The 23,207-nt window shown below is 71.1% G+C and carries 21 protein-coding genes; 4 read left to right on the plus strand and 17 right to left on the minus strand.

Translation table 11 applies throughout. From position 1 onward, the window contains the following. Positions 1 to 123 precede the first annotated feature (123 nt). Together Q673_RS34910 and Q673_RS34915 are read right to left on the minus strand one after the other, a co-directional pair. Complete coding sequence (locus tag Q673_RS34910) at positions 124 to 1,389, minus strand: inorganic phosphate transporter (RefSeq protein ID WP_023007465.1); 1,266 nt, start codon at positions 1,387 to 1,389, stop codon at positions 124 to 126. A 73-nt stretch (positions 1,390 to 1,462) separates the two neighbouring features. Further along, on the minus strand, positions 1,463 to 2,143 hold the full coding sequence (locus Q673_RS34915; RefSeq protein WP_023007466.1) for a TIGR00153 family protein: 681 nt from the start codon (positions 2,141 to 2,143) through the stop codon (positions 1,463 to 1,465). Between the two features lie 104 nt (positions 2,144 to 2,247). Here Q673_RS34915 and Q673_RS34920 point away from each other — a divergent pair, with 104 nt between their 5' ends. Both Q673_RS34920 and Q673_RS34925 read left to right on the plus strand, forming a co-directional pair. Continuing rightward, complete coding sequence (locus Q673_RS34920; protein ID WP_023007467.1) at positions 2,248 to 3,114, plus strand: CYTH domain-containing protein; 867 nt, start codon at positions 2,248 to 2,250, stop codon at positions 3,112 to 3,114. A gap of 24 nt (positions 3,115 to 3,138) precedes the next feature. Continuing rightward, on the plus strand, positions 3,139 to 4,050 hold the full coding sequence (locus Q673_RS34925; protein ID WP_023007468.1) for an ion transporter: 912 nt from the start codon (positions 3,139 to 3,141) through the stop codon (positions 4,048 to 4,050). A gap of 15 nt (positions 4,051 to 4,065) precedes the next feature. On the opposite strand, the gene Q673_RS34930 is transcribed toward Q673_RS34925, so the two are convergent. Together Q673_RS34930 and Q673_RS34935 are read right to left on the minus strand one after the other, a co-directional pair. Then, positions 4,066 to 4,689: an L-threonylcarbamoyladenylate synthase gene (locus Q673_RS34930; RefSeq protein ID WP_023007469.1), complete on the minus strand. Its 624-nt coding sequence runs from the start codon at positions 4,687 to 4,689 to the stop codon at positions 4,066 to 4,068. 2 nt (positions 4,690 to 4,691) lie between these two features. Further along, entirely contained in the window at positions 4,692 to 5,597 is a 906-nt protein-coding gene (locus Q673_RS34935; protein WP_043525529.1) for a PHP domain-containing protein, read from the minus strand. Between the two features lie 111 nt (positions 5,598 to 5,708). On the opposite strand from Q673_RS34935, the gene Q673_RS34940 reads away from it, so the two are divergent. Then, positions 5,709 to 6,008 (plus strand): YciI family protein, encoded by a 300-nt coding sequence (locus Q673_RS34940; RefSeq protein WP_023007471.1) that lies wholly within the window; start codon positions 5,709 to 5,711, stop codon positions 6,006 to 6,008. 140 nt (positions 6,009 to 6,148) lie between these two features. Beyond that, positions 6,149 to 8,164: a bifunctional tRNA (5-methylaminomethyl-2-thiouridine)(34)-methyltransferase MnmD/FAD-dependent 5-carboxymethylaminomethyl-2-thiouridine(34) oxidoreductase MnmC gene (gene mnmC, locus Q673_RS34945; RefSeq protein ID WP_023007472.1), complete on the plus strand. Its 2,016-nt coding sequence runs from the start codon at positions 6,149 to 6,151 to the stop codon at positions 8,162 to 8,164. 45 nt (positions 8,165 to 8,209) lie between these two features. On the opposite strand, the gene Q673_RS34950 is transcribed toward mnmC, so the two are convergent. The 13 genes from Q673_RS34950 to ccmA all read right to left on the minus strand — a co-directional run bounded on the left by Q673_RS34950 (position 8,210) and on the right by ccmA (position 23,109). Next, the gene (locus Q673_RS34950; protein ID WP_023007473.1) at positions 8,210 to 8,482 is read right to left on the minus strand and encodes a YheU family protein; all 273 of its coding nucleotides are present in this window, start codon (positions 8,480 to 8,482) and stop codon (positions 8,210 to 8,212) included. Beyond that, entirely contained in the window at positions 8,479 to 10,542 is a 2,064-nt protein-coding gene (ligA, locus tag Q673_RS34955) for an NAD-dependent DNA ligase LigA (RefSeq protein ID WP_023007474.1), read from the minus strand. The genes Q673_RS34950 and ligA overlap by 4 nt, the downstream gene beginning before the upstream one ends. 136 nt (positions 10,543 to 10,678) lie before the next feature. Next, positions 10,679 to 12,259 (minus strand): cell division protein ZipA, encoded by a 1,581-nt coding sequence (gene zipA / locus Q673_RS34960; RefSeq protein WP_023007475.1) that lies wholly within the window; start codon positions 12,257 to 12,259, stop codon positions 10,679 to 10,681. A 224-nt stretch (positions 12,260 to 12,483) separates the two neighbouring features. Continuing rightward, positions 12,484 to 15,975, minus strand: a complete 3,492-nt coding sequence (gene smc, locus Q673_RS34965; protein WP_023007476.1) for a chromosome segregation protein SMC — start codon at positions 15,973 to 15,975, stop codon at positions 12,484 to 12,486. Positions 15,976 to 15,994: 19 nt separating this feature from the next. Beyond that, on the minus strand, positions 15,995 to 17,233 hold the full coding sequence (gene ccmI / locus Q673_RS34970) for a c-type cytochrome biogenesis protein CcmI (RefSeq protein WP_023007477.1): 1,239 nt from the start codon (positions 17,231 to 17,233) through the stop codon (positions 15,995 to 15,997). Beyond that, positions 17,230 to 17,700 (minus strand): cytochrome c-type biogenesis protein, encoded by a 471-nt coding sequence (locus Q673_RS34975; protein ID WP_023007478.1) that lies wholly within the window; start codon positions 17,698 to 17,700, stop codon positions 17,230 to 17,232. The genes ccmI and Q673_RS34975 overlap by 4 nt, the downstream gene beginning before the upstream one ends. Beyond that, complete coding sequence (locus Q673_RS34980) at positions 17,688 to 18,218, minus strand: DsbE family thiol:disulfide interchange protein (RefSeq protein WP_023007479.1); 531 nt, start codon at positions 18,216 to 18,218, stop codon at positions 17,688 to 17,690. Before Q673_RS34980 ends, Q673_RS34975 begins: the two co-directional genes overlap by 13 nt. Further along, a complete protein-coding gene (locus tag Q673_RS34985) occupies positions 18,215 to 20,209 on the minus strand; it encodes a heme lyase CcmF/NrfE family subunit (protein ID WP_200861431.1) in 1,995 nt (664 codons plus the stop codon). The genes Q673_RS34980 and Q673_RS34985 overlap by 4 nt, the downstream gene beginning before the upstream one ends. Positions 20,210 to 20,235: 26 nt before the next feature. After that, the gene (ccmE, locus tag Q673_RS34990; RefSeq protein ID WP_031218850.1) at positions 20,236 to 20,739 is read right to left on the minus strand and encodes a cytochrome c maturation protein CcmE; all 504 of its coding nucleotides are present in this window, start codon (positions 20,737 to 20,739) and stop codon (positions 20,236 to 20,238) included. A 1-nt stretch (position 20,740) separates the two neighbouring features. Beyond that, positions 20,741 to 20,980 carry a heme exporter protein CcmD gene (gene ccmD, locus Q673_RS34995; RefSeq protein ID WP_023007482.1) on the minus strand — a complete coding sequence of 80 codons (240 nt, stop codon included), beginning with the start codon at positions 20,978 to 20,980 and terminating at the stop codon, positions 20,741 to 20,743. Further along, entirely contained in the window at positions 20,980 to 21,720 is a 741-nt protein-coding gene (locus Q673_RS35000) for a heme ABC transporter permease (protein WP_023007483.1), read from the minus strand. The genes ccmD and Q673_RS35000 overlap by 1 nt, the downstream gene beginning before the upstream one ends. Positions 21,721 to 21,734: 14 nt before the next feature. Further along, the gene (ccmB, locus tag Q673_RS35005) at positions 21,735 to 22,478 is read right to left on the minus strand and encodes a heme exporter protein CcmB (protein ID WP_023007484.1); all 744 of its coding nucleotides are present in this window, start codon (positions 22,476 to 22,478) and stop codon (positions 21,735 to 21,737) included. Further along, positions 22,465 to 23,109 carry a cytochrome c biogenesis heme-transporting ATPase CcmA gene (gene ccmA, locus Q673_RS35010; RefSeq protein WP_023007485.1) on the minus strand — a complete coding sequence of 215 codons (645 nt, stop codon included), beginning with the start codon at positions 23,107 to 23,109 and terminating at the stop codon, positions 22,465 to 22,467. Before ccmA ends, ccmB begins: the two co-directional genes overlap by 14 nt. Positions 23,110 to 23,207 lie beyond the last annotated feature (98 nt).

Raw genomic sequence — 23,207 nt, forward strand, 5'->3', positions numbered from 1 at the left:
CGTCGCGAGCGACGTCAGGCTGGCCGCCGCCGCAGCGCAGCCGCCGGAGTGTAGCCCGCTACATGAGGACGGCGAGCAGCGCCGGCGGCCAGGATGGCGAGCGCAGCAGTAAATCGTTTTCCTTCAGCCGAACATGCCCTTGAACATGAAGAAAAACAGGATCGCCAGCGCCGCGCCGGCCGGCAGGGTGATCAGCCACGACATGGCGATGGTGCCGATCACGCGCAGGTTGAGCGCCGCCATGCCCCGCGCCAGGCCCACGCCCAGCACCGCGCCCACCAGGGTGTGGGTGGTGGAGATGGGCAGGCCGGTGCCCGAGGCCAGCACCACGGTGACCGCGGCGGCCAGGGTGGCGGCGAAGCCACGGCTAGGGGTGAGCTCGGTGATGCCGGTACCCACGGTGGCGATCACCTTGTGGCCGTAGGTGACCAGGCCGACGACGATGCCGCCACCGCCCAGCACCAGCACCCACCAGGGCACCAGGGCCGCGGCCTCGATCTCGCCGCCGGTCTGCACCACGCTGATCACCGCCGCCAGCGGCCCCACCGCGTTGGCCACGTCGTTGGAGCCGTGGGCGAAGGCCATGGCGCAGGCGGTGAAGATCATCAGCACGCCGAACACCCGCTCCACGCCCGAGAAGCCGAACTGGTCGGTCTGGCGGCTGCTGGCCTGGACCCGACGCTCCATCACCGTGCCCAGCGCCGCCACCGCGACGCCGGCGAGGATGGAGAGCAGCAGGCTGGCGCCGAAGCTCAGGTCGAGGCCGACATGCTTGAGCCCCTTGGTCAGGGTCACCATGGTCACCGCGAAGCCGACCAGGAAGACGTACATGGGCACGTAGCGCTTGGCCGCGGCGAAGGGATCCCGGGCCTCGAAGATCAGGTGCTGCACCGACTTGAACAGGGTGAAGGCGATGGTGCCGGAGAGCACCGGTGACACCACCCAGCTGGCGGCGATAGTCATCACCGAGCCCCAGTCCACCGAGGCGGCCCCCAGGCCCGCCACCGAGAAGCCGACGATGGCGCCGACGATGGAGTGGGTGGTGGAGACCGGCCAGCCCTTTATGGAGGCGATCAGCAGCCAGGTGGCCGCCGCCAGCAGCGCCGCTAGCATGCCGTAGACCAGCAGCTGGGGATCACCCTGGAGCAGCTCGGGGTCGATGATCCCCTTGCGGATGGTGTTGGTGACCTCCCCCCCGGCGAGCCAGGCGCCGAGGAACTCGAAGATCACGGCGATGATGATCGCCTGCTTGATGGTGATGGCGCGAGAGCCCACCGAGGTGCCCATTGCATTGGCCACGTCGTTGGCACCTACGCCCCAGGCCATGAAGAAGCCGAAGAGGCAGGCCAGGATGATGAAGATCTCGCCGTGCTGCGCAATGATCGACATGAGGATGTGTCCCCTCGTTGCGGTCGTGAGATGGCGTAACGTTTCGGCCCCGGGATCGCCGGGGCCGTGGTGTTCAGCTGGCCGTCATGATCTGCAGGCGGCTGCCGACGCGCTCGGCGCGGTCGGAGAGCTCGCCCACCCAGTCGATGATCTTGTAGAGGAACATCACGTCCACCGGCGGCAGGCGATCCTCGAGGCCGAACAGCTGGCGGCGGATGGCGATCTGCTGGTCATCGGCCTGCTGCTCCAGGCGGTGCAGCTCGCGGATCAGCTTCTGCATGACGTCGCTGACGTTGCGGCCGAAGCCCGACTCGAGCAGGTCCTTGAGCTCCTCGAGGGCATGGCGCGCCTGGGCCACGCAGGCCACCGCGGTGCGCATGTAGTCGCGCATCGGCTGGGCCAGCTCCTCGGGCACCTGCATGCGGCGGCCGAGCATGATGCCGGTGATGTCGCGCACTTTGTTGGCGATCTTGTCCTGTACGCTGATCAGGTCGAGCAGGTCGGAGCGCGACACTGGCAGAAAGAGGGTGCTGGGGAGATTGAGGCGCAACTCGGTCTTGAGCTCGTCGGCATCGTGCTCGAGCCGTGTGACCGTCTCACGGTGGGTCGCCGCCGCCTCCCAGTCGCCCTCGAGGGTGGCCTCGAAGAAGGGCAGCAGCTGGTCGGCGCACTCACTCGTCTTGACGATATGGGCCAGCAGCGGCTGGAATGGCGAGCGACCGAACATCGCGGAGAAGGGGTTGGATGTCACCATGGGGCATCTCGAAACCTGGAAAATGGCGGCGTCAGTATAGTGACCGAGGCTGCTATCGTCATGAAAAATTCACTTAAGCGTCACCCACACAAGGTAGCCCCGCCATGAGCCAGGAGATCGAACTCAAGCTCGCCCTGGGGCCCGAGGGGCCCGCCGCCCTGAGGGGCCATCCGCTGCTCCGGGTCCTCCCCGCGACGGTCGCCGAGCTCGGCAACACCTACTACGACACCCCCGAGGGCGAGCTCGAGTCGGCACGCATGGCGCTGCGCCTGAGGCGCCTCGACGGGCGCCTGCTGCAGACGGTGAAGACCCGCGGCGAGGGCGGCGGCGGGTTGTCGCGACGCGGCGAGTGGGAATGGGAGGTGCCAGGCCCGGGGCTCGACCTCGCGGGGCTTGCGGGGCTGCCGCCGGCGGCGCTCGGCGAGGCCGTGCTGGAGCGGCTGGAGGCACGCTTCACCACCGACTTCCGCCGCGAGGCCTGGACCCTCGAGCACCGGGGGGCGCGTATCGAGCTGGCCCTGGACGAGGGGGCGATCCTCGCCGCCGGGCGGCGGGTGGCGATCCGCGAGCTGGAGCTGGAGCTCAAGGCGGGCGAGCCGGCCGCCCTGTGGTCGCTGGCCGAGGCGCTGGCCGAGCGGGTGGCGCTGCGTCCCTCGGACACCAGCAAGGCGGCCCGTGGCGGCGCCCTGCTCGCCGGCGAATGGCGCCTGCCCGAGGGCAACTCGGCCACGGCCTGGCTGCACCGGGCGGTGGTGGCGCTGGATGCCCACGCCGACACCGGCGAGCCACGCCTTCGCGAGGCGGCCCGGGAGGCCTTCCAGCGCCTGGCCGCCCTGGGCGACACCGAGACCCGCGACGACGCCCGCGCCCTGGCGGCGGCGCTGGCCGACGAGACGTCGCCGACGCCGGCCCTGGGCCGCAGACTGCTGCGCCTGTCACGACGCCTTTCCAGCGCCTCGCCGCTGGCCTGATCGCCCCACCACAAGGATGCCGCCGTGAACCACCTCCCCAAGCCCGCCGCCGAAGGCCTGCGCACCCGGGTCTTCCAGATCATCTTCGAGTCCGACACCCCGCTGGCCAAGGGCTTCGACATCGCCCTGATCGTGGCGATTCTCGCCAGCGTGCTGGTGGTGATGTTGGAGAGCATCGAGAGCCTGCGCGCCGACTACGGCACCCTCTTCTTCTGGCTCGAGTGGGGCTTCACCATCGCCTTCACCCTGGAGCTGGCGGTGCGCCTCTACTGCCTGGAGCGGCCGCTGCCGTACCTCAGGAGCTTCTACGGCATGGTGGACCTGATCGCCATCCTGCCCACCTGGCTGGCGCTGCTGCTGCCCGGCGCCCAGACCCTGGTGATGGTGCGCCTGCTGCGCACCCTGCGCATCTTCCGGGTGCTGCGGCTGATGGAGTTCGTGGGCGAGGGGCGGCTGCTGATCGGGGCGCTGAAGCGCAGCAGCCACCAGATCTTCCTGTTCCTGTTCACGGTCTTCATGCTGGTCTCGATCTTCGCCTCGATCGTCTACCTGATCGAGCCCGCCGAGGCCGGCTTCACCAGCATCCCCACGGCGATCTACTGGGCCATCGTCACCCTGACCACGGTGGGCTTCGGCGACATCGTGCCGGTGACCCCGCTGGGCCAGGCGATCTCGGTGATGGTGATGCTGATCGGCTACTCGATCATCGCCGTGCCCACCGGGGTCTTCTCCGCCGAGGTGATCCGCTCGATCCGCGCCGACCGTTACTCCGACGAGGCCTGCCCGGGGTGCGGCCACGACCGCCACGAGCAGCGCGCCAAGTACTGCTTGCTGTGCGGCACCTGGCTCGACGAGGACAGCCCCGACCCGCGGCTCAGCGAGGAGGAGCAGGCGGCCTGGTGGGAGGAACATGGCGGCCGGGGCAACGACGCCTGACCGCCAGGGAGGGAGTTACTCGCGGAAGGGTTCGACGTCGCCGCGCCCCTCACGCAGGATCCTGGGCGGCAGCTCGCGCAGGTCCACCACGCTGGTGGGCTCCAGGTGGCAGGCGCCGCCGTCGATCACCAGGTCGAGGTGGGCACCGAAGCGCTCGCGGATCTCCTCGCCGTCGGTCATCGGCAGCTCCTCGCCCACCGGGATCAGGGTCACGCTCATCAACGGCTCGCCCAGCGCCTCGAGCAGGGCATGGGTGATGCGGTGGTCGGGCACGCGCACGCCGATGGAGCGCCGCTTGGGGTGCAGCAGCAGCCGCGGCACCTCGGTGGTGGCGGTGAGGATGAAGGTGTAGGGCCCCGGGGTGTGGGCCTTGAGCAGGCGGAAGACGGCGTTGTCCACCTTGGCGTAGGTGCCGATCTCGGAGAGGTCGGAACAGACCAGGGTGAAGTTGTGCTTGTCGTCGAGCGATCGCAGCCACTTGATCTTGTCGATCGCCTTCTTCTCGCCCAGGGAACAGCCCAGGGCGTAGCCGGAGTCGGTGGGATAGGCCACCACCCCGCCCGAGCGGATGATCTGGATCGCCTGGTCGATCAGGCGCTTCTGGGGATTCTCGGGGTGGATCTGGAAGAACTGGCTCATGGTCACGCTCCTTGGGTGAACCGCGGCGCCAGCCGCGGGTGGGTCCATACCGGTGGCGTGGCGGTGCGCGGCACCGGGCCGAGGCTACCCGGGGCCAGGTGGCCGCCGGGGGAGTGGAAGTCGCTGCCCAGCGAAGCATAGAGCGAGCGCTCCTGGAGCTGGCGCGCCAGGTCACGGGTCACGTCGGCATTCTGGAAGCCGCTGACCAGCTCGGCGGCCTGGCCGCCGGCGGCGGCGAAGTCATCCAGCAGCAACCCGCGCTTGCGTCGGGTCAGGCCGTGGCGCAGGGGATGGGCCAGCACCGCCACCCCGCCGGCATCCAGGATCCAGCCCACCGCCTCGGGGATCCCCGGCCACAGCATCTTGACGTCGCCAGGCTTGCCGTCGCCCAGGTACTTGTTGAAGGCGGTAGCGATGTCGGGCACCCGCCCGGCCGCCACCAGCGCCCGGGCGAAGTCGGGGCGGCCCAGCGGCCGCTCGCTGCCGGCCTGCTCCCGCGCCCGGGCCAGGGCATCGGGCAGGCCCAACTTCTCCATGCGCGCGGCGATGGTCTCGGCGCGCCGGGTGCGCGCCTCGGCCTGGGCCGCCAGGCCCGCCACCAGGGTGCCCCGGGCGCCCGCCGGCAGCAGCCCCACCACGTGGATGTTGTGGCCGCGCCACTGGGTCGAAAGCTCGCAGCCGGCGATTAGCACCAGCCCCTGCGCCTCGGCGGCCGCGGCGGCCTCGGCCACGCCGTCGACGGTGTCGTGGTCGGTCAGCGCCATGTGGGTCAGGCCCCGCGCGGCGCACAGCGTCACCAGCTCGGCAGGCGGCAGGGTGCCGTCCGAGGCGGTGGAGTGCATGTGCAGGTCGATGGTGAGCGGGCCGGGGTCGCCCGTGAAGCGGTCGGGAAGCGGGTGCATTGGCATGACGCCGGGCGGCGACTTTGTCAGAATGGCCCTTCATGGTGCGCGCCAGACCGGTGCCGGTCAATGGCGCCCGAGCCCGCGGCGCGAGCCGCCCCACAGAAGGAAGCCCCCATGCTCTACGCCATCATCAGCGAAGATGTGAACAACAGCCTGGAGCGTCGCCTGGCCGCGCGTCCCGACCACCTGGCCCGCCTCGAGGCGTTGCGCGACGAGGGCCGCCTGGTGCTGGCCGGCCCCCACCCCGCCATCGACGGCGAGGACCCGGGCGAGGCCGGCTTCTCCGGCAGCCTGGTGGTCGCCGAGTTCGAGAACCAGAAGGCGGCCCAAGCCTGGGCCGATGCCGACCCCTACATGATCGCCGGCGTCTACGCCCGGGTGACGGTCAAGCCCTTCAAGAAGGTCCTCCCCTGACCCACCGCACTTCCCCACAGGCGGTTTTGCACAGCGACTGTGGATAACGCTGTTGAAACGCCGCGGATGCCTGCCGGAAGCCCCCGGCCCCTGCCGCCGCGGCCCCATCGATCACATCCTGACCAGCGCCCGGAGCCACCGTGACCGCCGCCCCCGATGGCCTGCCGCCCCTCGCCGCCCTGGAGACCGCCCGCCTCGACTGGCGCGACGACCCCGACGGTGAGGCCGCGCCGCACTCGGCCGCCTTCGACGACGTCTACTTCTCGCGCCAAGACGGTCGCGCCGAGACCGAACATGTCTTCCTCGCCGGCAATCGCCTGCCCGAGCGCTTCGCCGCCTGGCGGGCCACCCGCCCCTTCGTGATCGGCGAGACCGGCTGCGGCACCGGGCTCAACCTGCTGTGCGCCTGGGCCTGCTTCGATGCCCATGCCCCGGCCGGGGCGCGCCTCCACCTGGTCTCCACCGAGAAGTTTCCCCTCACCCGCGAGGACCTGGCCCGGGCGCTCGGCGCCTGGCCCGACCTGGCCGAGCGGGCCCGCGCCCTGATCGAGCAGTGGCCCCGGCCGGTGGCCGGGGTCCACCGCCTATGGCTCGATGAACGTGTCACCCTGGACCTGCACCTGGGCGATGCCGCCGAACGCCTGGCGCTGCTCGAGGGCCGGGTCGACGCCTGGTTCCTGGACGGCTTCGCGCCGGCCAGGAACCCCGAGATGTGGCGGCCCGAGCTGTTCGCCGCCATCGCGGCCCGCTCACGGCCGGGCGCCACCTTCGCCACTTTCACCTGCGCCGGCGTGGTCAAGCGCGGCCTCGCGGCGGCCGGCTTCGCCTGGCGCAAGGCGCCGGGCTTCGGGCGCAAGCGCGAGATGCTCTGCGGCGAGATCGAGGCACCACCGGCACAGGCTCGCCGCCACGCCACCCCCTGGTTCACCCCGCCGGCACCGCGGCCGCCGCATCGGGTGGCGGTGATCGGCGCCGGCATCGCCGGGGCCAGCACCGCCGCCGCCCTGGCCCGGCGCGGGGTCGAGGTGACGCTGATCGACCGCCTCGACCGCGCCGAGCTGGCCGAGCTCCCCCTGCAGGGCGCCCTCTACGTCAAGCTCGCCGCCGATACCAACCGCCAGAGCCGTGTCTACCTGGCGGGGCTCCTGCACAGCCGCCGCTGGCTCGCCCGCCTCGACCCCGAGGAAGAGGTGTGGCGACGCTGCGGCGTGCTGCAGCTAGCGCTGGGCGAGAAGGAGCAGCGCCGCCAGGCGCGCTTCCTGGCCAACCACCCGCTGCCCGAGGCCGTGGTGCGTGGCCTCGATGCCGAGGCGGCCGGCGCTGCCGCCGGCGTGGCGGTGGAGGCCCCGGCGCTGGAGTATCCCGAGGCGGCCTGGGTCAGGCCGCTGGCGCTATGCGCCCGGCTGGCGCGCACGCCGGGGATCCGCTTCCGGCAAGGTGAGGTCAGGTCGCTCGAGCGCGACGGTGAGGGGTGGCGGCTGACGTTCGCCGAGGGGGAGGCCGAGCTCGCCGACCAGGTGGTGGTCGCCACCGCGACCGAGGCGGGACGCTTCGCCGAGACCGCTCCCCTGCCGCTGCAGCCGGTACGCGGCCAGCTCAGCCAGCTGCGCCTGCCGCCAGGGGCGCCCGCGCTCAAGCGGGTGGTGTGCGCCGGCGGCTATGTGCCGCCGGCCGCCGACGGGGTGCTCAACTTCGGCGCCACCTTCGGCCCCGGCGACACCGACACCGCCGAGCGCGAGGCGGACCACGCTGCCAACCTCGCCGAGCTCGAGCACGGCCTGCCGCGCTTCGTGGCGGCCCTGCGCGAGGCCGGCGCCAACCTCTCCCCGGCGGCGCTGTCCGGGGTGGTGGGGATACGCGCGGCCAGCCCCGACAAGAGCCCCTACGCGGGCCCGGTGCCCGACGCCGCCGCCTGGCGGGCGAGCTACGCCGTGCTGGCCCGGGACGCCACCCGCATCCCCGACGTCCCGGGCGCCCACCACGACGGGCTCTGGATCAGCGCCGCCCATGGCTCGCGCGGCATGGCCAGCGCGCCGCTGTGCGCGGAGTTGCTCGCCTCGCGAATCTGCGACGAGCCGCTGCCCCTGGAGCAGCCGCTGGTGGACCACCTGCACCCGGGGCGGCGGCTGATCCGCGACCTGATCCAGGGGAAGTAGCCTCGGCGCAGGACAGCGGGCAGCGCAGATGGCGGAGCCTGCGCCCTACCCCTCTTCTTCGTCGTCGGCCAGGTCTCGACCGAAGGCGCGCCACTGGGCCAGGGTCATCACCTCGGTGGACTCGGTCCTGAGGTCATGGGCGATGATCAGCTCGCCACGCTCGAGCTGGTGACGGAGCTCGGCGACCCAGCCACGCATCCCCTCGCCGGTATCGGTGGTATCGTAGCCCTGGCGGGTGACGAAGGCCTCGAGCAGCGCCTCCAGGGTCTCCCCGGGCAACATGCGGTGGGGCACCTCGATGAAGCGATCGCCACTCATGGCCCATTCCCCCTCGAAGCGTCCTCGGCGGGTTCGCCGGCCTCCCAGGCGGCCAGGCGCGCCAGGAAGGCCGCCTCGTCCAGCACCGGCACCCCCAGCTGCATCGCCTTCTCGAGCTTGCTGCCGGCGGCCTCGCCGGCCACCAGGCCGGCGGTCTTCTTCGACACGCTGCCGGCCACCTTGGCCCCCAGCGCCTGGAGGCGCGCCTTGCCCTGGTCGCGGGTCATGCTCTCCAGGGTGCCGGTGAGCACCCAGGTCTGCCCCGCCAGGGGCTGGGGCCGCTCGGCCACGGCCTCCTCCTCCCAGCGCAGGCCGCAGGCGAGCAGGTCATCGATGGTCTCGCGGTTGTGGGGCTGGCGAAAGAAGGTGTGCACGTGGGCCGCCACCACCGGCCCCACGTCCTCCACCGCCTCCAGGGCCTCGATATCGGCCGCCATCAGCGCCTCCAGGGTGCCGAAGTGGCGTGCCAGGTTGGCCGCGGTGGCCTCGCCCACCTCGCGGATGCCCAGGGCGTAGATGAAGCGCGGCAGCGTCGTCGTTTTCGCCTTCTCCAGCGCCGCCACCAGGTTCTCGGCGGACTTCCGGCCCATGCGGGGCAGCTCGGCGAGCCGCTCGGCCTCGAGGCGGAAGAGGTCCGCCGGGGTGGTGACCCACTCCCGCTCCACCAGCGCCTCGATTAGCTTCTCGCCCAGGCCCTCGATGTCCAGCGCGCGGCGCGAGGCGAAGTGCTTCAGCGCCTCCTTGCGCTGGGCCGGGCAGTAGAGCCCGCCCGAGCAGCGCGCCACCGCCTCGCCCTCGAGGCGCTCGATCTGCGAGCCGCAGGCCGGGCAGCGCGTCGGGAAGACGATCTCCCGGGCCTCGGCCGCCGCCTCGACCACCCGTACCACCTGGGGAATGACATCCCCGGCACGACGGATGGCCACGCTGTCGCCGATCCTCACGCCGAGGCGGGCGATCTCGTCGGCATTGTGCAGGGTGGCGTTGGCGACGGTGACCCCGGCCACCGAGACCGGCTCGAGGCGGGCCACCGGGGTGATGGCACCGGTGCGCCCGACCTGGAACTCCACGTCGTTGAGCCGCGTGACCTGCTCCTGAGCGGGAAACTTGAAGGCGATGGCCCAGCGCGGTGCCCGGGCGACGAAGCCCAGCTCGCGCTGCAGGCGCAGGTCGTCGACCTTGATCACCACGCCATCGATATCGTATCCGAGGCTGTCGCGGGCCTCGCCCAGCCGCCGGCAGTAGTCGATCACCCCCGCGGCGCCCTGGACCACCTCGAGGCGACTGCTGGTGCGCAGGCCGAAATCGCCCAGGCGGGCCATCAGGGCGCTGTGGGTGGTTTCGCCCGGGTCGGGCTCGACGCGGGCCACCTGGTAGGCGGTGAACTCCAGCGGGCGGCTGGCGGTGACCTTGGGGTCAAGCTGGCGCAGGCTGCCGGCGGCGGCGTTACGCGGGTTGGCGAAGACCTTGGTCTCCTCCGCCCGGGCCCGCTCGTTCATCGCCTCGAAGCCGGCGTGGCTCATGATCACCTCGCCGCGCACCTCGAGCAGGTCGGGTGGGGCCTCGCCGCGCAGCCTGAGCGGCACCGAGCGCAGGGTGCGCAGGTTGGAGGTGATCCCCTCGCCGGTGCGCCCGTCGCCACGGGTGGCACCGCTGGCCAGTCGCCCGTTCTCGTAGACCAGCGACACCGCGGCCCCATCGAGCTTGGGCTCGCAGCAGAAGGCGATCGCCTCGCCGTCGCGCTCCAGCCGCTCGGCCACGCGCTGGACGAAGGCCTCGAGCTCGGCCTCGTCGAAGGCGTTGTCCAGCGAGAGCATGGGCACCGCATGCACCACCTCGGGGAAGCCCGCCTCCGGCGGCGCGCCGACCCGCTGGGTGGGCGAATCGGGGCTGGCGAGCTCGGGATGGTCGGCCTCGAGCTCCTGCAAGCGTCGCAGCCGGCGGTCGTAGTCGGCGTCGGTCAGGCGAGGATCGTCGAGGACGTAGTAGCGGTAGTTGGCATCGTCGAGTTCGGCGCGCAGGCGCTCGACCTCGTCGCGGGTCGTCGAGTCGGGCTGGGTCATTGCGTCCTGGTTCTCGGTCCTTGGCGGAGCCTCGACGGGCGAGGCGGGCATGTGCGCCTAGCTTATCAAAGCGACGACCCCCGTGGGCGGTGCCTCACGGGGGTCGTCTCGGGGCTGCCGAGCGCTGGTCGCCGGGTCAGTTCACCTGGTAACGATGCAGGCGGTTGCGCCGCACGAACTCCTGCACGCGCTGGCGGGAGAACTCCACGGTCTGGGCTGTCATCACGCTGTGATGCTCGTCCTTCAGCTCGCCGCCCAGGTGGCGCACGATCACCATGGCGGTCTCGACCATCGCCTCGAAGGCCGCGCCGCAATCCTCGGCGCCCGGCAGCGGCATCAGCAGGGTGATGCCCGCGGTGCGGAAGTCGTCCATCGCCTCGATGGGGAAGGTGCCGGGCTTGACCACGTTGACCATAGAGAACTGCAGCCGGCTCTCGGGATCCTCGGTCTCGAAGCGGTGGAAGACCCCCATCTCGCGATCGTAGCGCAGGCCGCAGGCCATCATCAGGTCGAGCAGGGCGGTGCCGGAGAAGCCCTCATCGTCGCGGGCCATCACCGAGATCACGATGATCTCCTCGGCCTGGCTCAGGGTGAGGCGGGCATGCTCGGCGCTGACGTCGTGGCGCAGGGCCTTCTCGAGCACCGGATGCACGCGCACCTTGTCACTGTGCCGGGACGCTTCTAGGGCGGCTTCCTCGGGAGCCAGGGTCTCGTTGGCCTCGGCGGCTACCGGGCGCGAGGGAGCGAAGAGCGGATCGCCCTCGTCCTCGTCCATGGCGGCCGCGGCCTGACGCCGACTCTCCGCCTCCTTCGCGGCAAGCGCCGACGCCTCCTCGGCCTGGCGGCGCTGCTCGGCCTGTTCGGCCGCACGACGCGCCTTCTCCTCCTCGCGGCGGGCCTTCTCGCGACGCTTCTGCTCGCGCCGCTCGGCCAGCCCCTTCTGCAGGGAGGCGCCGAAGCGCTGCACAGAGGCGCCCATGCGCTTCGAGCCACTCTTCAGGGAGTCGCCCATGCCGTCGAGGTCCACCAGGCGGTAGCGTTCGACGTCATCGAGCTCCTCGTGATCCCGGGGATCGGCGGCCAGGGGCGCCTCGCCATTCGAGGCGGCCGTCGCCGGAGCGGCATCGTCATCATCCAGTGCCGACAGGGTCGGCTCGTGGCGCGACGGCGGGACGGCCTCGGCACGCGGCTCATCGGACGCCGCCAGCGGCGACGCCTCGGCGGGCGCTTCTGGCTCAGACTCTGGCTCCGGCGTCTGGGTCACACCTGGCGTGGCTGCCGTCGGCTGCTCGGGCGCGGGACGCGGCGGCGCGGCGCGCCCGGCGGAAGCCGGGGTGGCAGGCGACGACGGGGCGGCGGCCCCTGCGGAGGGCATGGCGGCCTGGCCCCGCTCGGGTCCGGCCGCCTCGTCGGTGGTCGACGCCTTCCAGCTGGAGAGCACCCGGGAGGGCCCGGGATGCTCCTGGCGCTGCAGCTTGGGCTTGGATTGCACACGGCTGTAATCCGCGGGCCTGACGACTCGCGCCCCTCCGTTGGGCAGTTCCCAGTTGATTTCGGCCTCGCGGGCCGCCGCGTCGGGGTCGGTGCTGTGGGCGTCTTCCGCCACCTCATCGAGACGAGGGATGCGTCGCTGGCGCTGCAGGCGACGCACACCATCCACCACGATGAGGGTCACCAGCGCCAACCCCAGGATGATCAGCCACTCTCTAAGTTCCATGGGTCGTCAGCCTTTGCTAGGGCGCCATGCCTGATGGTTGTCCGTCACCAGCATAGCGCGATTGCCGAAAAAAGGGCCACTTTTTTTGTTTGTCAAGCCTTGGCGTTTGGTCACACCAGGCGACGACTACCCTTCGCAATCGCCCTTCGATGATCCCCCTGCTTCCATGCGATGCAGCATGTCATCCTTCCTTGTTACCCGTTTTCGGCCTTTCCTTCAAGCGTTCACGCCTCCGCCAGGGCGGCGGCCTCCTCGACGTCCACCGCCACCAGGCGGGAGACACCCGGCTCCTGCATGGTCACCCCCATCAACCTCTCGCCTGCCTCCATGGCGATCTTGTTGTGGGTGATATAGATGAACTGGACGCTCTCGGACATCTCCTTCACCAGCTTCGCATAGCGTCCCACGTTGGCATCATCCAGCGGCGCATCCACCTCATCGAGCATGCAGAACGGGGCCGGGTTGAGCTGGAAGATGGCGAACACCAGCGAGAGGGCGGTCAACGCCTTTTCCCCCCCCGAGAGGAGGTGAATGGTGCTGTTCTTCTTGCCCGGCGGGCGTGCCATGATCGCCACCCCGGTCTCCAGCAAATCGTCGCCGGTCAGCGTCAACCATGCGGTTCCGCCACCGAAGACTCGTGGAAAAAGTGACTGCAGGCCGGTGTTGACTCGCTCGAAGGTGTCGCGGAAACGGCTGCGGGTTTCCTGGTCGATGCGCCGGATCGCCCGGTCGAGGGTCTCCAGGGCCTCGCTGAGCTCGGCGTGCTGGGCCTCCAGGTAGTCACGCCGCTCGGCCTGCTGGTCATACTCCTCGATCGCCGCCAGGTTGATGGCGCCGAGCCGGCGGATGCGCTCGCCGAGCTCCTCGAGGCGGGTCTGCCAGGCGGACTCGGTGGCGTTGGGGTCGAGCCCCTCGCCCAGGGCCTGGGCGTCATGGCCCAGCTCGCGCAGCTGCTCGTCCTGCCCCTCGGCCTTGAGGCGCAGCGCCTGGACCTGCATGCGGGACTCCTGCAGCCGCTCGCGGATGCCCTCCAGGCCGCGCTCGTGGCCCTGGCGCGCTTGCTCGTCCTCGCGCAGCCGCTCCACCAGTTCGGCGGCACGGGCACGCACCGCGTTGAGGCTGCGCTCCTCGCGTTCGCGACGGTCGAGCAGCTCCTCGAGCCGCTCGCGGCGCTCCTCCTCCGGCTCGCGCAGCAGCTCGCGCTCCTCCTCGAGCTCCTCGAGGCGGCCCTCCAGGCGCTCACGCGCCTCGCCGGCGCGGCCCTGCTGCTCGGCCAGCCCGGCCCGTTCGGCGGCCAGGCGCTCCTGCTCTAGGGCCAGGCGCTGCAGCTGTTCCGCCAGGGGACGCTGCTGCCCACGCAGTTGGGTGAGCCGCTCTCGGGCCGCCAGGCGCTCGCGCTCCAGGCGCTCGCGCCGCTCGGCCCCCTCCTCCAGGCGCGCCATGGCGGCCTGCCAGGCCTCACGCGCCTCATCGATGGCGAGCACCGCCTCCTCCCGGGACTCGGCGAGGTCGGCGAGCTCCTGGTCGAGCTCCTCGGCACGTCCCTGGAGGTGCTCCAGGCGGCTGGCCAGGCCGCTCTGCTGGACGGCGAGCTGCTGGTGCTGCCGGTCGAGTTCGCGCTCCTCGCCGCGGCACGCCTCGAGCGCGTCATCGGCGAGGGCTACGCGCTCCCGGGCCGTCTCCAGGCGCGCCTCCTCCTCGGCGAGCCGGTCGTCCACCGCCGCCAGCTCGGTGCGTGCCTCCTGCTCGCGGCGGCGGCTGACCAGCAGTGCATCCGGTCCCTCGGCGGCGCCGCGGCGGCGTGCCCAGTCGGGCCCCAGCCAGAGGCCGTCCGGGGTGATCACGCTCTCGCCGGGCGCGAGTGAGCCACGCAGGGCCCAGGCCGCCTGCGGGTCCTCGACGCAGCGGATCGCCGCCAGCCAGCGTGCGGCGGCGCCGGCCCCTGCGACCCGCGCGGCGAGGCTCGCCTCGGGCGCCTCGGCCTCGCTCGCCTCGATCAGCCCCAGCTCCGCCGGGGCGGCGGACAGGGCCGCCTCGCGGCCGGCCAGGGGCGCGACCCGGGCGCGCAGCCAGGGGGCCAGCACCCAGGAGACGACCTCCTCCCAGCCGGGGTCGACGGCGAGGCGTTCGCCCAGCCGCGGCGCCGCGGCGAGGTCGTGGTCGGCGAGGTGGGCGTCGAGCGCCTCGTCGTGGTCGGCAAGCCCGGCCTCGATCAGCGCCTCCAGGGAGGCGAGCTCGCCGGAGAGCTCGCTGCGCCGCTGGCGCTGGGCCTCGCGGGCCGCCTCGGCCTGCTGCACCGCCTCCCGAGCCGCCTCGCGTTCGAGGGTGAGGGCCTCGCGGCGCTCCTCCAGGGCCTCACGCGACAGCGAAAGCTCGGCCAGCTCCTCACCGGCCGCCGCGTGCTGGGCAGCGAGGCCGCCGAGGTCCGGCAGCTCCTGCTGCTGCTGGCGCCGACGGGTGAGGTCCACCTCCAGGCGCTCGAGCCGCGACTCCCGCTCACGCAGCCGGTCCTGGCCGCGCTCGGCCTCGCGGCTCGCCGTTCGCCACTGCTCGCTGAACGCCTCCCAGGCGGCGTCGGCCTCCTCCGCCTCGGGCTCGGCCTCCTCCAGCGCCGCCTCCAGCTCCTCCAGGCGCTCGGCCAACGCCTCGCGCTCCGGCACCAGAGTCGCCAGGCGCTCGTCGAGGCCGGCCAGGCGCTCGCCGTCGTCCTCGCCCAGGCGGTCGAGCTCGGCGAGCTCGCGGCGGGCGGCCTCGAGGTCACGGGCCAGCTGGCCGTCACGGGCACGGGCATGCTCCAGGTCCTGCTCCAGGCGGGCGATGGCGGTGGTGGTCTCGAAGAAGCGCGCCTGCTCGGCATCGAGCTCGGTGGCCAGGCGGTCGTGGTCGGCGCGGGCCTCCTCCAGGCGGGTCTCGCACTGGCGCAGGCCCAGCACCTCGCGCTCCACCGCGGTCTCCAGCTCGGCGACGCGGCGCTCCTCCTCGCCCTGGCTGGTGCGCAGGGCGCGGGCGCGCAGCAGCGCCAGCTCGCCCTTGACCCGGTGCTCCTCGTTCTTGAGCTGCTGGTAGCGGCGCGCCGCCTCGGCCTGGCGCCTGAGGCGCTCGAGCTGCTTGTCGAGCTCCTCGCGGATGTCCTCCAGGCGCTCCAAGTTCTCCTGGGTGCGGCGCATGCGGTTCTCGGTCTCGCGGCGCCGCTCCTTGTACTTGGAGATGCCGGCGGCCTCCTCGAGGGTGGCCCGCAGCTCCTCGGGGCGCGCCTCGATCAGCCGCGAGATCATGCCCTGGCCGATGATGGCGTAGGAGCGCGGTCCCAGGCCGGTCCCCAGGAAGAGGTCGGCGATGTCGCGGCGGCGGCACTTCTGGCCGTTGAAGAAGTAGCTGGACTGCCCCTCGCGGGTGACCTGGCGCTTCACCGCGATCTCGGCGTACTGGGCATAGGGGCCGCCCATGCTGCCGTCGCGGTTGTCGAAGCGCAGCTCGATGGCGGCCTGCCCCACCGGCTTGCGCCCGGTGGAGCCGTTGAAGATGACGTCGGCCATGGACTCGCCGCGCAGGGTCTTGGCGGAGGACTCCCCCATGACCCAGCGCACGGCGTCGATGATGTTGGACTTGCCGCAGCCGTTGGGCCCGACGATGGCAGTCATGTTGCCATCGAAGGGCACCGTGACCGGGTCGACGAAGGACTTGAAGCCCACCAGGCGGATCGAGGTCAGACGCATCGACGGCGGCCCGCGCGGCTCATTCGACGACGCTGTCGATCACAACCTCGACCGGCTCGCCGTCGGTCTCGCCTACGGCGACGCCGGCGCGCTGGCCGAACATGTCGCCCGGCTGGGGCTCGGCCTGGCCACCCGCCGAGACCCGCACCACCAGGCGCGCCTGCTCCACCTGGGCGAGGCTGGCCTGGGGCGACATCGCGTGGCGGCCATCGAGCACCAGGTCGGCGGGGAGCTCCCCCAGGGTCAGGCGCGCCACCGCCAGGGGCGGCAGCTCACCGGCCATGTCTCGGGCGACCACGAACACCGGGGTGTCGGCATCCAGTCGGCCGGCGAGTTCCTCGTCGAGGCGGACCCGGGCATGGATGCCGGGCCCCTGGGCCGCCGCCTCCCCCTCGGGAGCCTGGCCGAGGCGCTGCTGGGCGATCTGGATGCCCTGGCGCAGCGCATCCGCCGAGCCGGGGTCGTTCATGCCGGCGATGGCGCGCCGCCAGTGGTCGATCGCCTCCTGGTAGGCGCCGCGGTCGAAGGCCTCGATGCCCAGCAGGCCGAGCACGGTGGGCTCGCTGGAGTTTTTCTCCAGGGTCTCGTCGACCAGCGACTGGACGCGCTCGGTGAGGCGGCGGCCGGCGACGAAGAACTCGATCTGGGCCAGCTGCGCCAGCAGCTGGGGATGGCGCCCCTCGATCTCGATCAGCCGCTCCAGGGCGTCGATGGCCTGGTCGCCCTGGCCGCTGTCGCGATAGAGCGGGAAGAGCATGCTCCAGACGTTGGGGTTCTCCGGCTGGCGCGCGGCCTGCTCCTCGAGGCGCTCGATCAACATCTCGGGGGAGCCCTGGGGGTCGCTCATTACCTCCTGGCGCACGTCCATCAGCGCCAGGTCGCCCTCGGCGCCCTCGTGCTGGTACCAGAGGGCACTGGCTACCACCAGCGCCAGCATCACCACCGGCACCGCCAGCCGGCCGGAGGCGGAGGGCTTCAGCGGCGCGCGCTTGAGACGTTCGGTATCCTCCAGCAGGCTCCGCTCGAGTTCCAGGCGGTCCTCCTCGAAGCGTGCCTCGTCGATATCGCCGCGCTCCCGGGCCTCCTCCAGGGAGGCGAGGCGGCGCCGGAAGACGGCCACGTTCTGTTCGGCGGTGCGGTCGTTGGCCTCATGGTCGCGCTGGGCGTCATGCACCGCGCGCGCCCGCTTGAGGGGCGCCACCAGCAGCCACAGGGCCGGCAGCAGCAGGAGGGCGAAGGCGATCCACAGCAGGGTCATTCGGTTCTCTCGCGGTTGATCAGGGCATCCAGGCGCTTGCGCTCCTCGGCGGAGAGCGCCTGGGCGGAGGCGTTGCGGCGGGAGCGCACCAGCAGCCCCACCAGCACCAGCCCCAGCACGGCCAGGGCGGCAGGGAGCCCCCACAGCAGGAAGGTGCGCCCCTCCAGCCGCGGGTTGTAGAGCACGTAGTCGCCGAAGCGATCCACCATGAAGTCGAGGATCTCCTTGTCCGAGCGCCCGTCCTGGAGCAGTGCATAGACGCGGTCGCGCATGTCACCGGCGATGGGGGAGTCGGAGTCATCGATGGCCTGGTTCTGGCACTTGGGGCAGCGCAGGGTCGCGGTCAGCTCCGCATAGCGCCGCTCCATGACCGGGCCATCGAACTCGCGAACCTCGATGCCCCCGGCCAGCGCCAGCCCCGGCAGCAGGAAGAGCAGCAACAGGGAGATCGATATCACTCGCACCATTTTTCCACCTCCGGCAGGATCACCTCGGTCACGTCCTGGGGCTTGATGTAACCGGTATGGTGATAGCGAATCACCCCGTCGGCGTCGACCAGGAAGGTTTCCGGCGCGCCATAGACGCCGAGGTCGAAGCCCAGGTCGCCGTCCGGGTCGAAGATATTGACCTCGAAGGGGTTGCCGAACTCCGCAAGGAAGCCCAGCCCCTTCTCACGGGTGTCCTTGTAGTCGACCCCCACCAGGCGCACGCCGCGTTCGGCGAGCTCCAGCAGCTGCGGCATCTCCTGCTTGCAGGTCGGGCACCACTCGCCCCAGACGTTGACCAGGGTGACCTCCCCCCGAAGCAGGGACTCGTCGACCGTGCGGGAAGGATCCTCCAGGGTCGTCAGCTCGAAGGCGGGAAAGGTCTCCGCCATCAGCGCCGAATCACGCTGGAAGGGGTTGAGCGACAGGCCCTGGTAGAAGAACACCGCCAGCACCAGGAAGATCGCCAGTGGCAGCAGCAGGATGAGGCGACGCTTCATGCGGTGGCCTCCCGGCCCGCCGGGCGGGCGGCCTTCTCCTCGGGGTCCGGCGCGGTGGCCAGGCGCCGGTAGCGCCGGTCGGCCACCGCCAGCACCCCGCCGAAGGCCATCAGCAGGCCACCCAGCCACAGCCAGCGTACGAAGGGCTTGTACTGCACCCTCAGCGCCCAGCTGCCGTCGCCCAGGTCCTCGCCCATGGCCACGTAGAGGTCACGGAAGAAGCCGGGGCGCAGCGCCACCTGGGACATCGGCATGCGGGTCGCCAGGTAGAGGCGCTTCTCGGGGTTCATGGCGAAGCTCCGGCGGCTGTCGCCGTGCTGCACGGTGATGTTGGCACGGTCGGCCAGGAAGTTGGGGCCCTGGCGGTGGGAGAGTTCGTTCATGGTGAAGGTGTAGCCGGCCACCTCGACGCTGTCGCCGGGGGCCATGCGCACGTTCTGCTCGATGCTGTAGTTGGAGACCACCGCCACGCCGACGATGGTCACCGCCACGCCGAGGTGGCCGAACTGCATTCCCCAGTAGGCCAGCGACAGCTTCTTGAGGCCGGCGCCCACGGAGCGGGCGTTGCGGGTCTTGTCGACCAGGTCACGCAGCATCGGCAGCACGATCCACAGCGCGGCGACCAGCCCCAGCGCCACCGCCGGGCTCCAGCGCTCGGCGAACAGCAGCGGCAGCACGCCGCCGAGGACCACGGCGCCCAGCGCGGCCAGCCACAGGCGCCGCACCAGCAGCGCCACCGGGGTCTGCTTCCAGCGCGCCACCGGGCCGAGCCCCATGAACAGCGCCAGCACCAGGGTCAGCGGCACGAACAGGGCGTTGAAGTAGGGAGGGCCGACGCTGATCTTGCCCAGCTCCAGGGCGTCGAGCAGCAGCGGGTAGACGGTCCCCATCAGCACGGTGATGGTCATGATCACCAGCAGGATGTTGTTGATCAGCAGCAGGGCGTCCCGGGAGAGCCAGGTGAAACCCACCTTGTGGCTGACCCGCGGGGCGCGCAGGGCGAACACCAGCAGCGACAGGCCCACGGTGATCCCCAGCAGCATCAGGATGAACTGGCCGCGGGTGGGGTCGTTGGCGAAGGCGTGCACCGAGGTGAGCACCCCGGAGCGCACCAGGAAGGTGCCCAGCAGCGACAGCGAGAAGGTGAAGATCGCCAGCAGCAGGGTCCAGCTCTTGAAGGCACCGCGCTTCTCGGTCACCGCCAGGGAGTGCATCAGCGCGGTGCCGGTCAGCCAGGGCAGCAGCGAGGCGTTCTCGACGGGGTCCCAGAACCACCAGCCGCCCCAGCCCAGCTCGTAGTAGGCCCACCAGCTGCCGAGGGCGATGCCCACGGTGAGGAAGGCCCAGGCCAGGTTGGTCCAGGGACGTGCCCAGCGAGCCCAGGCGGCGTCGAGACGGCCGCCCAGCAGGGCGGCGATGGCGAAGGCGAAGACCACCGAGAAGCCCACGTAGCCCATGTAGAGCATCGGCGGATGCATGATCAGGCCGATGTCCTGGAGCAGCGGGTTGAGGTCGGCGCCGTCGCTCGGCACGTTGGGCAGCAGCCGCTCGAAGGGGTTGGAGGTGATCAGCACGAAGGCCAGGAAGCCGGTGGCCACCAGGCCCAGCACCCCCAGCACCCGGGCCACCATGTCCCGGGGCAGCTCGCGGGAGAAGCGCGCAGCGAAGTAGCCCCAGGCCGCCAGCAGCAGGCTCCACAGCAGCACCGAGCCCTCGTGGTTGCCCCATACCGCGCTGAACTTGTAGTACCAGGGCAGCAGCGAGTTGGAGTTGTTGGCCACGTTGGCCACGCTGAAGTCGTCCAGCATGTAACTGGCGGTGAGACAGGCGTAGGCGATGGCCACGAACAGGAACTGCCCGGCCGCCATGGGCCGGGCGTAGGCCATCCACAGCGGGCGGCGGGTGGCCGCCCCGGCCAGCGGCATCACGCCCTGCACCGCGGCCATCAGCATGGCGATGACCAGGGCGTAGTGGCCGATCTCGGGGATCATCAGGGTCTGCATGGGCTCTCCGCTGGTTACTGGGTGGCGCCTTGCTGCTCGGCTTCCATCCGCTTGCCCACCTCGGCGGCCTTGGCCTGGTAGTCCTCCGGCGCATAGCCGGCCTCCTCCAGCGCCTGGGCCACCTCGGGGGGCATGTAGTTCTCGTCGTGGCGCGCCAGCACCTGGTCGGCACGCAGCCAGCCCTCGGGCTGCAGCTCGCCGACCACCACCACGCCCTGCCCCTCGCGGAAGAGGTCGGGCAGGATGCCGCTGTAGCGCACCTCCAGGTCGTCGACGTAGTCGGTGACCACGAAGGCGACGTCGAGGCTCTCGGGGTCACGCGCCACGCTGCCCTCCTTGACCATACCGCCGGCGCGGATCTGGCGTTCGAGGGGGGCGTCGCCGGCAGCGATCTGCACCGGGCTGAAGAAGAGGTTGATGTTGCTGCGCAGGGCGTAGAGGGTCAGGCCCACGGCGATCGCGGCCAGGGCGACGAGCCCCAGGATCACGAACAGCCTCTGCTTGCGCTTCGGTGTCAGGCTAAGTGTCATGACGATTACCACCCGATTGATGTGAAACTCTCGCCGCCTCGCCCTGTTCGGCCCCCAGGCGCTGCTCGCGGCGGGCACGGCGCCGCAGCTGGCGCAGCAGCTGGCGGCGCTCGGCGCGGGCGTGGAGGACGATGGCGACGAGCAGCGCGGCGGTCGCCGCCCAGGCCGCCCAGACATAGGGGGCATGGCCCCCCATGGCGATGAATTCGTTGAAGGAGTCGAAGGCCATCAGTGTCCCTCCCCGGCCAGCTCGCGCACCCAGCGCTTGTTGGATTCGCGGCGCAGGATCTCGCTGCGGGTACGCATCAGGGTGACGGCGATGAAGAAGCTGTAGAACCCCAGCACCATGATCAGCAGCGGGGCCCACATCTCCATGGGCATACCGACACGCCCGGTGACGGTGAAGGTGGCGGGCTGGTGCAGGGTGTACCACCAGTCCACCGAGTACTTGATGATGGGGATATTGATCACCCCCACCATGGCCAGCACGGAGGCGGCTCTGGAGGCGCTGTCACGGCTCGCGAAGGCGCCACGCAGGGCGATCACCCCCAGGTAGAGGAAGAACAGGATCAGCATCGAGGTCAGCCGCGCATCCCACATCCACCAGGTGCCCCAGGTGGGCACGCCCCACACCGCCCCGGAGAACAGCGAGATGAAGGTCATGGCGGCCCCCAGCGGTGCCACCATGGCGGCGACCATGTCGGCCACCTTGATCTTCCACACCATGTAGACCAGGCCACACACCGCCATGCTGACGAAGATCGACTGGGCCAGGAAGGCCGCCGGCACGTGGACATAGATGATACGGAAGCTGTTGCCCTGCTGGTAGTCTGCGGGGGCGAAGGCCAGCCCCCAGACGCTGCCCACCAGGATCAGCGCCGTCGCCGCCACCCAGAACCACGGCAGCAGCCGTTCGCTGATGGCGTAGAACCACTTTGGGGAACGCAACTTGTTAATGAAGGCCCACATGCCTCTTCCACCTCTCAACCGTTGATGCTGATGCGCAGTGACGCCGCGATCGCCCAGGGGGCCAGCATCAGCGCCAGCGCCAGCAGGGCCCCCAGGATGGCCAGATGGGCCGCGGCCCCGTCGCCGAGGATCGCCGCCTGGACGGCGCCGGCGCCGAAGATCAGCACCGGGATGTAGAGCGGCAGCACCAGCAGCGACAGCAGCACTCCGCCCCGGGAGAGGCCCACGGTGAGCGCCGCGCCGATGGCGCCGATCAGGCTCAGGCTGGCGGAGCCCAGCGCCAGCGAGATCGCCAGGGTCAGGTAGCTGCCCGCGGGCAGCGCCAGCATGATGCCCAGCACCGGGGCCATCAGCGCCAGCGGCAGGCCGGTCAGCAGCCAGTGCACCGCCACCTTGGCTAGCCCCAGCATGGCCAGCGGCTGCGGCGCCAGCAGCAGCTGCTCCAGGGAGCCGTCGTCGTAGTCGCCGCGGAACAGGCTGTCCAGGGAGAGCAGCGCGGCGAGCAGCGCCGCCACCCACAGCAGGCCAGGCGCGATGGTGGCCAGCAGCTCGGGGTCGGGCGAGATGCCGATCGGGAACAGCGTGATCACCAGGGCGAAGAACACCAGCGGGTTGAGCACCTCGCCACGACGCCGCAGCATCAGGGTCAGGTCGCGCTTCAGGGTGGCCCACACTGCGACCGCCAGGCCGCCGCCGGGTTCCCCGACCGCCGCCGGGCGGGCCGCATCACGCTGCACGGGGGCGTCAGCCTTCGACATCCGGCCCTCCCGATCCGAGACGCACTCGCCGCAGTTCCTGCGAGGCCTTGAGTTCATGGTGGGTGGTCACCAGCACGCTGCCGCCCGCGCGGGCATGCATCACCAGCCGCTCCTCCAGCGCCGCCACCCCCTCGCGGTCGATGGCGGTGAAAGGCTCGTCGAGCACCCATAGCGGGCGCGGCGTCAGCTCCAGCCGGGCCAGCGCCACCCGGCGCTGCTGGCCGGCGGAGAGCTGCCCCGCGGGAACGTCCTCGAAGCCAGCCAGGCCCACCGACTCCAGCGCCGCCAGGCGTGGCGCCTCGTGGCTCACCTCACCGGCCAGCGCCTGGTACCAGGCGAGGTTCTCGAGCGGCGTCAGCGCCGCCTTCACCCCCGGGGCATGCCCCAGGTAGAGCAGGTTCTCCAGGAAGGCCTGGCGCGCCTGGCGCATGGGTCGCTCGTTCCAGAACAGCTCGCCATGGTAGTCGCTGAGCTGGCCGGAAAGGATCTTGAGCAGGGTGGTCTTGCCGCTGCCGTTGGGGCCTTCGACGCGCACGATCTCGCCGCCGCGAATGTCCAGGTCGAGCTCCTCGAACAGCCACCGATCATCCCGTTCACAGGCCAGGCCTCTGGCTTGCAGGCGCAGGGTCAAGACACTCTCCGGCATGGGTAATTTGGCTCGAGACTCTACACGGAAAGGCCTTTTTCTACCAGAGACGCCGGCTGCGTCAGCCGGTCGCGGTTGACATG

Origin of the sequence: Halomonas sp. PBN3 (assembly GCF_000475415.1) — a bacterium.
Taxonomy (GTDB): domain Bacteria; phylum Pseudomonadota; class Gammaproteobacteria; order Pseudomonadales; family Halomonadaceae; genus Halomonas; species Halomonas shengliensis.